Here is a 12,862-nt window from a genome sequence, read left to right as displayed (position 1 = left end):
CCCCGCCGTCGGCGTCGCCCGATGTCGAACACACGTGCGCGATCACGCCGCGCGGATCGTGGCCACGAAGGTCTGAACCTCCCGGCGCAGCTTTTCCGCGTCGCGTGCAAGGTCGCCGGCCGCATGCAGGACCTGTCCGGCCGCCGTGCCGGTTTCCGACGCCGCCTGATTCACCCCCAGGATGTTGGAAGACACGTCGCCAGTGCCGCGAGCGGCCTGCGCCACGTTGTTGGCGATGTCGCCGGTCGCGGCATTCTGTTCCTCGATGGCGGCGGCGATGCCGGTGGAGATGTCGCTGATCTGGTCGATCGTGCTGGCGATGCCGGTAATGGCGGTCTGCGCGCCGGCGGTGGCGGACTGGATCTCCTTCACCTTGGCCTGGATGTCCTCGGTAGCGCGGGCAGTCTGGTTGGCGAGCTGCTTCACCTCGCTGGCGACGACGGCGAAGCCCTTGCCGGCCTCGCCGGCCCTGGCCGCTTCGATGGTTGCATTCAGCGCCAACAGGTTGGTCTGGCCGGCGATGGAATTGATGAGCACCACCACCTGCTCGATCTGCTGGGCTGCCTGCACCAGACCTTCGATGGCTTGACCGGTCCGCCGAGCATCCTCCACCGCCTGGGCGGCGACGCGGGTGGAAGCTGTGACCTGCCGGCCGATCTCGGCAATGGAGGAGGAAAGCTCCTCCGTCGCCGCGGCAACGGTCTGCACGTTGACGGAGGCCTGTTCGGCCGCTGCAGCGACGTTGGTCGCTTGGGCGCTGGTCTGGTCGGCGGTGGCGGACATGGCGCTGGCCGTGCCCTGCATCTCCGTCGCAGCGGAGGCGACCGTCTCGACGATGCCCTGCACGTTGCCTTCGAAGCTGTCGGCCAGTTGGAGCATTGCGGCGCGACGGTCGGCTGCGGCACGGATCTCCGCCTCCTTCGCCTCCTGCTCCATACGCCGGGTCTGGATCATGGTGTCCCGGAAGACCTGCACGGCCGACGCCATTGCGCCGATCTCGTCACGGCGGCCAGCGGCGGGGACGTCGACGGAGAGGTCCCCCTTCGCCAGCCGGCCCATCGCCGCCGTCATCGCCACCACCGGATTGGCGACGCTGCGGCCGATCAGCCAAGCCAGCAGGACGGCAAGCAGCGCTGCCGCAGGCGTCAGGATCACGCTCAGTGTTTCTGCTTCGTCGGCGGTCTCGATCGCGCTCTTGCGCAACACCGCCTGACCGGCCGACACCGGGTCGCGGATTTCCTGGAGCTGCTTGGCGATAGCCGTGCCGATCGGGCTGAGACGGGAGTTGATGATCTCGTCCATCGCCTTCATGTGACCTTCGATCGACTTCAGGCCGGTGGCGAGCTTTTCAAGCAAGTTGCTCGCGGTAGCGATTCGTGCCTGCTGGCCTTCGGCAAGCGGCATGTCCCCCAACTCCTTCATGGCGCTGGATGCCTCGCCAAGTCGAAGAGCGACCCTGTCGAAATCATATTCCTTGTCGCCGGCCAACAGTCGGAAGGCCAGGATGCGGGTGGTCCACACGCCCTCGCTCAGCTTGTTCAGGGTGGCGACCGTCCCGAAGTGATTGGCGTTCTCTTCGGCCGTGCGCATCTCCACCAGTTGCGCGCGCAGGGCGGAGCCGGCATCGTACACCACTTCCTTGGTCAGCCGCTCGAGTTCGCTGCGGCGAGCCTGATAGTCGCGGACTGCCTGGATGTAGGACTGCATCTTGGCGGCTTCTTCGTCGAGCGGGCGGCGAGACACATCGTCGGGCATCATCGGCTTCGTCGCCGCCAACTCCCGTTCCGCATTGGCCATCTCGGCGTAGATCGCCTGGGTATTCTCCACTTTGCCGGTCGCCATATAGCGAAGGAAGGCCATTCGGGCGCGCAACACGGCCGAATCGACCTGCTGGAGCTGCTCAACGATCAGGCCCTGGTCGGCGAAACTGTTCAGGCTGTCGTTCGAATGCTGGGCCGAACGCCAGGAGACCACCCCGAGCAGCACCAGCAGAAGGACAACCATGCCGAATCCGGCGTTCACCCGCGTCCGAATTTTCAGCGCACCCAACATCGACACCCCCCGCATGATTTCCACGCGCTCGCCCGTCGCCGCAGCGAGCCCGGGTAGCGCACGGTTTCATACGCCAGTATGTCGCAAGAAAATTAAGCGGGAACTAAATGCCAAAAGGCCGCACCCCCAATTGACTTGGTAATGTATTCTAAAAATTACTTAGGCGCTGTATTTTAATTTCCGCGCGAAACGCGGGTAATTTTCTATTCATCATCAGGATGAAGCTAGATAATTCTTTATGTAGTTTTTTGATGTTCGAAAGTACTCTTATTGAAGAAGCAAAGTCGCCCCTAAATTTGTTTCTGGACTGGTTAAAGGGCACAAACAAAAAGACGTGAGCTTTAGAGTGCTAGTATATCAAAATGTTCGCCCCGGTCACCTGTACGGCGCCAAAAACACAGTGATGGTTCAGGATGCAACGAGCCAGGGGCGGGTAGGACGACAAAGCCGTTCAGCGCCGGCGGTCCTTCCAGTGGCTGAGGGGAAAATGGGCTTCCCTCAAACTGACGGAGAGGGAAGCCGTCCGTTCACGCCGCCTTCTTTTTGCCGGCGCCGATCTTCGGTTCCTCGCCCTTCAGCAGGCGGCGAATGTTCGCCTCGTGGCGGATGAAGACCAGGATGGCGATGAACAGGCAGAGGCCGGCGACCAGCGGCCCGCCGAAGTACCATCCGGTCAACGGGCTGATGCCCAGCGCCGTCAGAGCCGAGAGCGACGAGATTCGGAACAGGGCCGCCATCACCAGCCAAGTCAGGCAGGCGAGCAGACCGACCGGCCAGGAAATCGCCAGCAGAACGCCGATCGCCGTCGCCACGCCCTTGCCACCCTTGAAGCCCAGCCAAACCGGAAAGCTGTGGCCCAGCATGGCGCCGCCGGCGGCCAGCACCGCCGCTTCGGGACCGGCCCACCACAGGGCCAGCAGGGCCGCGATGGCGCCCTTGCCGCTGTCCAGCAGCAGGGTCGCCAGGGCCAGCGGCTTGTTGCCGGTGCGTAGCACATTGGTGGCGCCGATGTTGCCGGAACCGATCTGGCGGATGTCGCCCAGCCCGGCCAGCCGGGTCAGAACCAGCCCGAAAGGGATCGAACCCAGCAGGTAGCCCAGCAGGGCGGCAAGCACGAGAGTCAGCACCGGATCAGTCCTCCGCCTGCCAGACGGTGCGACCATCCACGATGGTGCGCAGCGGCCGGCCCTGGACCGGGCGGTTCTCGAAGGGCGAGTTCTTCGACTTCGACTTGAAGCGGCCGACGTCGATCTGCCAGGGAACATTGAGGTCGAAGGCGACCAGATCGGCCGGTCCGCCCTTCACGATGCGGCCGACGGCCAGATCGAGGATCGCCGCCGGGTTGGACGTGACGCAGGCCAGCGCCTTCAGCAGCGGCATTTTGCCCTTGTGCACCAGTTCCAGCGTCAGCGGGAACAGCGTCTCCAGCCCGATCACGCCGGGCGCGGCCTGGGCGAAGGGCAGGCGCTTCTGGTCCTGGTCCTGCGGCACATGGTCGGACGCGATGGCGTCGATGGTGCCGTCGGACAGACCCTCGACGATGGCCCGGCGGTCCATCTCGCCGCGCAGCGGCGGCGACACCTTGGCATAGGTGCGGTAATCGCCGACATCGGTCTCGGTCAGGGCGAAGTAATGCGGGGCGGTGTCGCAGGTCACCTTCAGCCCGCGTGCCTTGGCGCGGCGGATCAGGTCGACCGACTCCGACGTGGTGATGTGGGCGAAATGGAGGCGCCCGCCGGTCAGCTCGGCCAGCCGCAGGTCGCGCTCGATCATGATGATCTCGGCCTCGCGCGGGATGCCGACAAGGCCGAGGCGCGTGGCGATCTCGCCGGAGTTCATCATGCCGCCGGACGCCAGCGACGGCTCTTCCGGGTGCTGGACGATCAGCTTGCCGAAGGTCTTGGCGTAGCTGAGTGCCCGGCGCATCGTCTTGGCGCTGACGATGGCCTTGGTGCCGTCGGTGAAGGCGACCGCGCCGGCATGGCTCAGCAGCCCCATCTCCGTGATCTCCTTGCCTTCGGTGCCGCGCGTGGCGGAGCCGTAGGCGAAGACCTTGACCAGCTTCACCTCGCGGGCGCGCCGCGCGATAAACTCCAGCCCGGCGACCTCGTCCAGCACCGGGTCGGTGTTGGGCAGCAGCGCCATGGCGGTGATGCCGCCGGCCGCCGCGGCGCGGGACGCGCTCTTGATCGTATCCTTCTCTTCCTCGCCCGGTTCGCCGATCAGCACGCGCATGTCGACGAGGCCCGGAGCGAGGCACTGGCCGGCGAGATCGACGACCTCGGCACCCTCGGGCGTGGCATCGCTGAACAGGCCGGGTCCGAAATCGGCGATTGTTTCGCCGTCGATCAGCAGGTCGGCGCGCTGGTCCAGCCCGGTCGCCGGATCCAGCAGGCGGGCGTTGCGGTAGACGACACGGGCATTCATTGGCGCACTCATCGGGCGGCTCCCGCAAGGTCGGACTGGCGGCGTTCGCGGGTCAGCAGGTCGAGCACGGCCATGCGCACGGCCACGCCCAGTTCCACCTGATCGAGGATCATCGAGCGCTTGAGATCGTCGGCGACCTCCGAATCGATCTCCACGCCGCGGTTCATCGGACCCGGATGCATGATGACCGCGTCGGGCTTCGCCACCTCCAGCTTTTCGTAATCGAGGCCGTAGAAGTAGAAATACTCGCGGGTGGATGGGACATACTGGCCGCTCATCCGTTCGGTCTGCAGGCGCAGCATCATCACCACGTCGGCGTCGCGCAGGCCGGTCTTCATCGAATGATGAACCTCGACGCCCAGCCGCTCGATCTGCGAGGGCAGCAGAGTCGGCGGCGCCACGCAGCGCACCCGCGCGCCCATGGCGTTCAGCAGGTGGATGTTGGAGCGCGCGACGCGGCTGTGCAGGATGTCGCCGCAGATCGCCACGATCAGCCCGTCCAGCCGGCCGAGGCGGCGGCGGATGGCCAGCGCGTCCAGCAGGGCCTGGGTCGGGTGTTCGTGGTGTCCGTCGCCGGCATTGATGACGGAGCAGTTGACCTTGTCGGCCAGCAGCTTCACCGCGCCCGAATCGGCGTGGCGAACCACCAGCGCGTCCAGGTGCATGGCGTTCAGCGTCATCGCCGTGTCGATCAGGGTCTCGCCCTTCTTCACCGAGCTGCTGTCGGTCGACATGTTGATGACGTCGGCCCCCAGCCGCTTTCCGGCCAGCTCGAAGCTGGTGCGGGTGCGGGTGGAGTTCTCGAAGAACAGGTTCACCTGCGTGCGGCCGTCCAACAGGCTGGACTTCTTCACGGGGCGGCGGTTCTGCTCGACATAGCCGTCGGCGAGGTCGAGAATCTGGGTGATCTCGCCGGCCCGCAGCCCCTCGATACCGAGGAGATGGCGGTGCGGGAAGACCGTGTCGGGGGACGGGTTCGCGCTCATGGGCGCGGACTATAGGAGCGGTCCGGCACGCCCGCAAGCCGTTCAAGACGACGGCTCGAAGCAGGACTTTTGCTGCGACTTTCAGCCGGTCCCGGCCTCTTCGAACAGCCAGTCGCGGAAGGCCTTCACCTTGGGTCGGGAAAAGTAATGCGGCGGCGCCACCACGTAATAGGCGAGGCTTCCCGGCAGCCGCACCTCGAACAGGCGGACCAGCCGTCCGGCGGCGACATCGTCCGCCACCAGCACCCCGCGGGCCAGCGCGATACCATGTCCGTTGATCGCCGCCTGCAGCGTGAAGGACGAATCGTCGAATCGCAGGCCGCGCTCGGTGTCCACGCCATCGATTCCCGCCGCCCGGCACCACACCGCCCATGAGATGTTGTAGTCGTCGTGCAGAAGCGTGTGGTGCCGCAGATCCTCCGGATTCACCAGCGGGCGGTCGCCGGCAAGCAGCGACGGGTGGCCGACCGGGAAGATGTCCTCCGTCAGCAGGCGCTCCACCCGCAGGTCGGGCCACAGGCCGTTGCCGAAACGGATCGCCAGATCGACGTCGTGGCGGGCGAAATCCACCACCTGCGCGGTGCTGTGCACCCGCACATCCATTTCCGGATGGCGCTTTTGGAAGCGCATCAGCCGCGGCACCAGCCATTTCGACGCGAAGCTCGGCATGGTGGAGATGGTCAGCGTTCCGCTGCTGTCGGCGCGGATCAGCCGGTCGGTCGCCTGGGACAGGGTGTCCATCGCCTCGCGCACCGGCGGCAGGTAGCTCTGCCCGGCCTCGGTCAAGGCCAGCGCCCGGTTCATTCGGCGAAACAGCGGTAATCCGAGCCATTCCTCCAGCGCCTTGATCTGGTGGCTGACGGCGGCCTGCGTCACATGCAGCTCGTCCGCGGCTTTTGTGAAGGAAAGATGGCGCGCGGCGGCTTCGAAGGCGCGCAGCGCATTCAGCGGGGGCAGGCGGCGGGACATGCGGGAAGGGACCGGTGAGTGGCTTCGGATTAGATCAGCTAATCGATTCTATGAGAAACCGTCGTTTGTCGGCAAGCGGCCTCTGCCCCATCCTCAACTCCACAAGCAAGACACACGAACCGGAGCGGCGAGGCGGATGCCCCGCTCCCTTTCCCCGGAGGAGACCGGATCATGGCAAAGGTTACGCAGTCCTTCCTCTCCAGCACCGATCTGCCCTACCGCGCTCCGGCCCAGGAGAGCAAGGGTGCCGGTCAATGGATGATCAGTCTGTTCGACCGCTTCGCGACCTGGAGCGAGCGGCGGCGCCAGCGGCGGGCGCTGGAGGCTCTGCCCGACCATCTGCTGTCGGACATCGGCATCTCCCGTGCTGATGCGGAGCAGGAAGCTCACAAGCCCTTCTGGCAGGGCTGACCCCATGGCCGGCACGTCGACCGTCGCGACGGAGCAAGGCAGGGAGGAGGATCGGGTCTGGACCGGCGGATGCTTGTGCGGCGGCGTGCGCTATGCCATCGATGTCCGGCCGGAACCGATCTCCTTCTGCCATTGTGCCCAGTGCCGCCGCCAGCACAGCCATGTGGGGGCCTATACCGGTGCGCCGCGTGCGGCGTTGCGCCTGCTCAACGACGCGACGCTGACGTGGTACGCCTCTTCAAGTCGGGCACACCGCGGCTTTTGCGCGTGTTGCGGTGCCGGGCTGTTCTGGGAGGCAATGGGCCAGGGTCCGGCGGACGGTGAACCGCGCATCACGGTGACTGCCGGAAGCCTGGACGATGCGACCGGCCTGCGGGTGGAGCGGCACATCTTTGTCGACCACAAGGGAGCCTATTACGACATCGGTGACGACGGCGTCGAACGGCGGACCAGCACGGGAGAGATCGTGGCATGAGCGGCAGCGGGAACGAACGGGAAGGCGTCGTCGGCGAGCCGGGACCGGCGCTGTCCGGAGCCTGCCTGTGCGGCGGCGTGCGTTTCCTGCTGGCCGAGCGGCCGGACGGGGTGGTCAACTGCCATTGCGGGCAGTGCCGACGCTTCCACGGCCATATCGGCGCCTACATAACCGTTCCGCGCGACACCGTCGTCTTCGACGCGGCGGAAACATTGACGTGGTACCGTTCGTCGGACTTCGCGGAGCGCGGCTTCTGCGGCCGTTGCGGTTCCTCCCTATTCTGGAAGGGCGACGGCAGGTTGGAGATCGAGATCGCCGCCGGCAGCCTGGACCAGCCGACCGGATTGAAGACGCTCCGCCACGGCTATGTCGAGGGCAAGGCCGATTACTATGAGATCACCGACGGGCTAGAGCGGTTTCCCGGCTCGTCCGAGGTCGAATAACGACGTCGTCACGGGTGATCCGGTGAAGGGCATGGGCGGCCGCATCTACGGTGGATGCGCGTTTCCGTCGCAGGTGCGTTGCAGCATCCGCGGGAGCCTTTTGTTTGACCCTCGGTAGAAGCGGTGAGAATGATTTTCACAAGCAACGCCCTTCCAGTGCCGAGGTACCCCGCGAATGCGTCGTCTCACGCTGCTTTCCGCCGCCTGCGCCATCGTCCTGACCGTCACCGCGCTTGTTCCGGCAGGTGCGGCCCGTGCCGACGACATGGTCACCATCGTCATCAAGGACCACAAATTCGAACCGGCGGAGGTGAAGATCCCCGCCAACAAGCGCGTGACCCTGCTGGTCGACAACCAGGACGCCACGTCCGAGGAGTTCGAAAGCAACGAGATGAAGGTCGAGAAGATCGTCGGCGGGCGCAAGCAGATCAAGGTGATGGTCGGCCCTCTGAAGCCTGGGCGCTATCCCTTCTTCGGCGAGTTCCACGAAGCGACGGCGCAGGGCGCCGTGATCGCCGAGTGACGCGGTCCTGACCGCCCCGAAGCCCAGGAGACGACCATGCTCGCCAGTCTGATCATTGTATTCCGCGAGGTCCTGGAAGCGGGCCTCATTGTCGGCATCGTGCTGGCGGCGACCCAGGGGGTTGTCGGGCGTGCGCGCTGGATCGCGCTCGGCATCGTCAGCGGCATCGTCGGCTCCTGCATCGTCGCCGCCTTCGCCGATGCCATCAGCGCGCTGTTCGCCGACACCGGGCAGGAATTGTTCAATGCCGGCGTTCTCCTGATCGCGGTGGTGATGTTGGCCTGGCACAATGCCTGGATGGCGCAGCATGGCCGCGAACTGGCACGCGACATGAAGGCTGTCGGCCATGCGGTGCGGAGCGGCGAGAAGTCGCTGGCGGCGCTGGCGATCGTCATCGGCGTCGCGGTTCTGCGCGAAGGGTCGGAGGTCGTGCTGTTCCTGACCGGCATCCTGGCGTCGGAGGAGGGCGGCATCGCCACCGTCGCCGCCGGGGGGCTGGGCGGCATGGCGCTGGGCGCCCTGGTGTCCGTGCTCCTCTATGCCGGACTGGTGCAGATCCCGACGCGCCACCTTTTCTCCACAACCACATGGCTCCTGACCCTGCTGGCAGCCGGCATGGCCGCCACCGCGGTCAATTTCCTAGCACAGGCCGGTATCCTGATGGCGGGCGGCACCATCCTGTGGGACAGTTCCGGCATCCTGCGCGACAACAGCCTGATTGGGCAGGCCCTGCATGTACTGGTCGGCTATACCGACCGTCCGACCGAGGCGCAGATGATCGCCTATGTCGCGGTGGTTGCGGCAATCCTGCTGCTGACCCGCTGGGCGGCCCGCGGTTCCTCCCGTGTGGCCAGCCCCGTCCGGTGATTCAATAGACACAAGGTATAGCCGGGCTGCCGGTTAAGCGTCTGGTGCCGGCCGCGGCAATCGCGCCATAGTCCCTCGGTGACAGACGAACGGCGGGGGACATGGCGGAGCTGGTGACTTTGGTCGTGCTGCTGGCGGCGATGGTGGTCGCGGTGCCGGTGGCAAAAAGGTTCGGGTTCGGGGCACCGCTCGGCTATCTCGCCGCCGGTCTCGCGGTGGGGCCGGCGGGGCTGGGGCTGGTCACCAATGTGTCGGCGATCGCCCATGCCTCGGAACTTGGCGTCGTGATGCTGCTGTTCCTGATCGGGCTGGAGCTGAGGCCGGCCCGCCTGTGGGTGATGCGCAAATCGGTGCTGGGGCTGGGCGGGGCGCAGGTTGCGGTCACTGGCGCGGTCATCGCGGGATTGTGCGTCCTGGTCCTGGGCCTTGCCTGGCCGACGGCGGTCGTGCTCGGCTTTGGCTTCGCCCTGTCCTCCACCGCCATGGCCCTGCCGATGATGGCGGAGCGCGGCCTGCTGGCCAACCAGTCGGGGCGCAATGCCTTTTCCGTCCTGCTGTTCCAGGATCTCGCCATCATTCCGGCGGTGGCGCTGTTGCCCCTGCTGGGCAACGGAACCGTGCCGCAGGCCGACGGCGCATGGCTGGCGGTCGGCAAGGCGGCGGTCGCCATCGTCGTCGTGCTGATCGGCGGGCGCTATCTGCTGCGCCCGATCTTCCGCGCGGTCGACCGGGCCGGCGCGCCAGAGATCTTCACCGCCGCCGCCCTGCTGATCGTGATCGGCACCGCCGTGCTGATCCAGGAAGCCGGGCTGTCGATGTCGCTTGGCGCCTTCATGGCCGGCGTGTTGCTGTCCGATTCCGAATACCGGCACGAGGTGCAGGCCGATATCGAGCCGTTCGAAGGGCTGTTGCTCGGCCTGTTCTTCGTTTCCGTAGGCATGGGCGCCGACATCCCGGCCTTGCTCCAGCATCCGATCCGCTTCCTCGGCCTTGCCTTGGCGTTGCTGATGGTGAAGGCGCTGGTGATGCTGGTGCTGGCCCGCATCGCCGGGGTGCCCTGGGCCGGCGCGATGCGGATGGCGACGGTGCTGAGCCAGGGTGGCGAATTCGGCTTCGTGCTGTTCGGGCTGGCGGTCGCCGGTGGGACGATGGCAGGGGAACAGGCGTCGGCCGCCATGCTGGTGGTCACCCTGTCCATGCTGGCCACCCCCTTCCTGTTCGCGGCGGAGGAGCGCTGGCTCGCCCCGCGGCTGATGACGGCGAAGCCCAAGCGGCCCTTCGACTCGCCGCCTGACGACAACCCGCGGGTCATCATCTGCGGCTTCGGCCGCGTGGGGCAGGTGGTCGGCCGCGTTCTGCGGATGCGCGGCATTCCCTTCACCGCGCTTGAGCAGAGCGCCGCCCAGGTCGATTTCGTCCGCAAGTTCGGCAGCCAGGCCTATTACGGCGATCCTGCCCGAGTGGAGCTTCTGCGCGCAGCCGGAGCGGACAAGGCCAGGATCCTGGTGGTGGCGCTGGACGACATGGAGCAGTCGCTGCGCGTGGTGGAGATGGCGAAGCGCCATTTCCCCAACCTGACCGTCTTCGCCCGCGCCCGCAACCGTCGCCATGTCCACCATCTGATGGACCGCGGCGTCACCCACATCGTGCGAGAGACCTTCGATTCCAGCCTGCGCCTAACCGGCGACGTGCTGCGCCAGATGGGGCTGGTGGAAGGGGAAGTGTCGCGGACGCTCGAGACCTTCCGCGCCCATGACGAACGCACCCTGGTCCGCCAACACGCCGTCCACAATGACGAGACCAAGCTGATCCAAAGTTCCCGCGACGCCGCGGCGGAGCTTCAGTCGCTGTTCGAGGCCGACCGGGAGGACGATGTGGATGGCGAAGCCACGTCGAAGGCCAATGCCTAGCCGATCAGCAGGCTGTCGTCGCTGATCTCCACCCCGCCGCGCTGCTTGGCGAACAGCGCCAGCAGGTGCGGGACGTCCAGGCCGGCGCGCTCGTCGCCGGCCACGTCGAGCACGACGCGGCCCTCGTGCAGCATCAGCGTGCGGTCGCCATAGTCCAGCGCCTGCCGCATGGAGTGGGTGACCATCAGTGTCGTCAGCCGATTGTCGCGGACGATGCGCCGGGTCAGGTCCAGCACGAAGTCGGCGGTGGCGGGATCGAGTGCGGCGGTGTGCTCGTCCAGCAGCAGGATCTTGGAGCCCGCCAGCGTCGCCATCAGCAGGCTGACAGCCTGACGCTGGCCGCCGGACAGCAGCCCCATGCGGTCGTGCAGCCGGTTTTCCAACCCGAGGCCGAGTTCGGCGATGCGGTCGCGGAAGCCCCGCCGCCGGTCGCTGCCCAGCGCGAGGCCCAGGCCGCGGCGGCGCCCGCGGGCGGCCGCGAGCGCCATATTCTCCTCGATGGTCAGGGCGGCGCAGCTGCCTGCCATCGGGTCCTGAAAGACGCGGGCGACCAGACCGGCCCGGCGCGGCGTGTCCCAGCGGGTGACGTCGGTGCCGTCGATGGAGATGCGCCCCTGCTCCGCCAGCACGTCGCCGGCCAGCGAGCCGAGGAAGGTCGACTTGCCGGCCCCGTTGGAACCAATGACGGTGACGAACTCGCCCTCCGGGATGGTCAGGTCGATGCCGCGCAGCGCATGCTTCTCCAGCGGCGTGCCGCGGCCGAAGGTGACGTGGATGTCCTCGACGACGATCATTTGGCGGCACTCGGGTTGCGGGGAGCGCTGCGGGACGCCTTGGCCTTCAGGCGCGGCAGGATCAGGGCGACGGCGACCAGCACCGCGGTCACCAGATTGAGGTCGGAGGCCTGAAGGCCGATGCTGTCGGCCGACAGCGCCACCTGCACCGCCAAGCGGTAGAGGATCGAACCGGCGACGCAGCCGATCAGCGCCAGCGCCAGGGCGCGGGCGGGCAGCACCGTCTCGCCGACGATCACCGCGGCCAGACCGACCACGATGGTGCCGATGCCGGTGGTCACGTCGGCGAAGCCGTTGGTCTGCGCAAAGAGCGCGCCGGCCAGCCCGGTCAGCCCGTTCGACAGCGCGATGCCGGCATAGACATGGCCGTCGGTGTCGACGCCCTGGGCCCGCGCCATCCGGGCATTGACGCCGGTCGCCCGCATCGCCAGCCCGAACTCGCTCGCCAGGAAGCGCGCCAGCAGCAGGACCACCACCGCGACGATGACGCCGACCACCAGCGGACGGACGATATGGTCCGGAATCCCCAGCCCGTAGAAGGGGGTCAGCACCGTGTCCTGCATCAGCAGCGCCACGTTCGGCCGCCCCATCACCCGCAGATTGACGGAGAACAGCGCGATCATCGTCAGGATGCTGGCGAGCAGGTGCAGGATCTTGAAGCGCACGTTCAGCGTCGCCGTCACCAGCCCGGCCACCGCCCCGGCCAGCGCCGCGGAAAGGCTGGCGAGCCAGGGATTGACGCCGGCGATCAGCAGCACCGCGCAGACGGCCGCGCCCAGCGGGAAGCTTCCGTCGACCGTCAGGTCGGGGAAGTCCAGGATGCGGAAGGACAGATAGACGCCGATGGCGACCAGCGCATAGACGAGGCCGATCTCGATGGCGCCGAAGAGGGCGATTTCGGTCATTGCGGTGCTTTTGAAAGGGCAGACACTTGCCCCCACCCTAACCCTCCCCCGCTGGGCGGGGGAGGGGACAAGTTCTTGTGCGGGAGAGCGGCGGAGTTCC

The 12,862-nt window shown here is 66.8% G+C and carries 13 protein-coding genes; 6 read left to right on the top strand and 7 right to left on the bottom strand.

All coding sequences use genetic code 11. The features are described from left to right. Window positions 1-42: 42 nt before the first annotated feature. The 5 genes from FZ983_RS00485 to FZ983_RS00465 form a co-directional block, all read right to left on the bottom strand. Window positions 43-2,052: a HAMP domain-containing methyl-accepting chemotaxis protein gene (locus FZ983_RS00485; protein ID WP_282186985.1), complete on the bottom strand. Its 2,010-nt coding sequence runs from the start codon at window positions 2,050-2,052 to the stop codon at window positions 43-45. 527 nt (window positions 2,053-2,579) lie between these two features. Continuing rightward, complete coding sequence (gene plsY / locus FZ983_RS00480; protein ID WP_211102861.1) at window positions 2,580-3,215, bottom strand: glycerol-3-phosphate 1-O-acyltransferase PlsY; 636 nt, start codon at window positions 3,213-3,215, stop codon at window positions 2,580-2,582. Continuing rightward, window positions 3,184-4,491 carry a dihydroorotase gene (gene pyrC / locus FZ983_RS00475; RefSeq protein ID WP_149221696.1) on the bottom strand — a complete coding sequence of 436 codons (1,308 nt, stop codon included), beginning with the start codon at window positions 4,489-4,491 and terminating at the stop codon, window positions 3,184-3,186. Before pyrC ends, plsY begins: the two co-directional genes overlap by 32 nt. After that, window positions 4,488-5,465, bottom strand: coding sequence for an aspartate carbamoyltransferase catalytic subunit (locus tag FZ983_RS00470; RefSeq protein WP_149221695.1), 978 nt, complete (start codon window positions 5,463-5,465; stop codon window positions 4,488-4,490). Before FZ983_RS00470 ends, pyrC begins: the two co-directional genes overlap by 4 nt. 81 nt (window positions 5,466-5,546) lie before the next feature. Next, complete coding sequence (locus FZ983_RS00465; protein WP_149221694.1) at window positions 5,547-6,434, bottom strand: transcriptional regulator GcvA; 888 nt, start codon at window positions 6,432-6,434, stop codon at window positions 5,547-5,549. 171 nt (window positions 6,435-6,605) lie between these two features. On the opposite strand from FZ983_RS00465, the gene FZ983_RS00460 reads away from it, so the two are divergent. From FZ983_RS00460 to FZ983_RS00435, 6 genes are all read left to right on the top strand, one after another. Then, window positions 6,606-6,845, top strand: coding sequence for a DUF1127 domain-containing protein (locus FZ983_RS00460; protein ID WP_149221693.1), 240 nt, complete (start codon window positions 6,606-6,608; stop codon window positions 6,843-6,845). Between the two features lie 4 nt (window positions 6,846-6,849). Next, complete coding sequence (locus tag FZ983_RS00455) at window positions 6,850-7,320, top strand: GFA family protein (protein ID WP_149221692.1); 471 nt, start codon at window positions 6,850-6,852, stop codon at window positions 7,318-7,320. Next, window positions 7,317-7,763: a GFA family protein gene (locus tag FZ983_RS00450; RefSeq protein WP_149221691.1), complete on the top strand. Its 447-nt coding sequence runs from the start codon at window positions 7,317-7,319 to the stop codon at window positions 7,761-7,763. Before FZ983_RS00455 ends, FZ983_RS00450 begins: the two co-directional genes overlap by 4 nt. Window positions 7,764-7,938: 175 nt before the next feature. Then, on the top strand, window positions 7,939-8,286 hold the full coding sequence (locus FZ983_RS00445) for a cupredoxin domain-containing protein (protein ID WP_149221690.1): 348 nt from the start codon (window positions 7,939-7,941) through the stop codon (window positions 8,284-8,286). A 36-nt stretch (window positions 8,287-8,322) separates the two neighbouring features. After that, entirely contained in the window at window positions 8,323-9,153 is an 831-nt protein-coding gene (locus tag FZ983_RS00440) for an FTR1 family protein (protein WP_149221689.1), read from the top strand. Between the two features lie 101 nt (window positions 9,154-9,254). After that, the gene (locus FZ983_RS00435) at window positions 9,255-11,063 is read left to right on the top strand and encodes a monovalent cation:proton antiporter-2 (CPA2) family protein (RefSeq protein WP_149221688.1); all 1,809 of its coding nucleotides are present in this window, start codon (window positions 9,255-9,257) and stop codon (window positions 11,061-11,063) included. Here FZ983_RS00435 and FZ983_RS00430 read toward each other — a convergent pair. Both FZ983_RS00430 and FZ983_RS00425 read right to left on the bottom strand, forming a co-directional pair. Continuing rightward, window positions 11,060-11,857 carry an ABC transporter ATP-binding protein gene (locus FZ983_RS00430; RefSeq protein WP_149221687.1) on the bottom strand — a complete coding sequence of 266 codons (798 nt, stop codon included), beginning with the start codon at window positions 11,855-11,857 and terminating at the stop codon, window positions 11,060-11,062. The genes FZ983_RS00435 and FZ983_RS00430 overlap by 4 nt on opposite strands. Next, window positions 11,854-12,762, bottom strand: coding sequence for an ABC transporter permease (locus tag FZ983_RS00425; RefSeq protein ID WP_149221686.1), 909 nt, complete (start codon window positions 12,760-12,762; stop codon window positions 11,854-11,856). The genes FZ983_RS00430 and FZ983_RS00425 overlap by 4 nt, the downstream gene beginning before the upstream one ends. Window positions 12,763-12,862: the final 100 nt, after the last annotated feature.

Origin of the sequence: Azospirillum sp. B21, from assembly GCF_008364825.1 — a bacterium.
GTDB lineage: Bacteria > Pseudomonadota > Alphaproteobacteria > Azospirillales > Azospirillaceae > Azospirillum.
The sequence above is the reverse complement of the archived record's forward strand: the minus strand, read 5'-3'. Positions and strand labels throughout refer to the sequence as shown.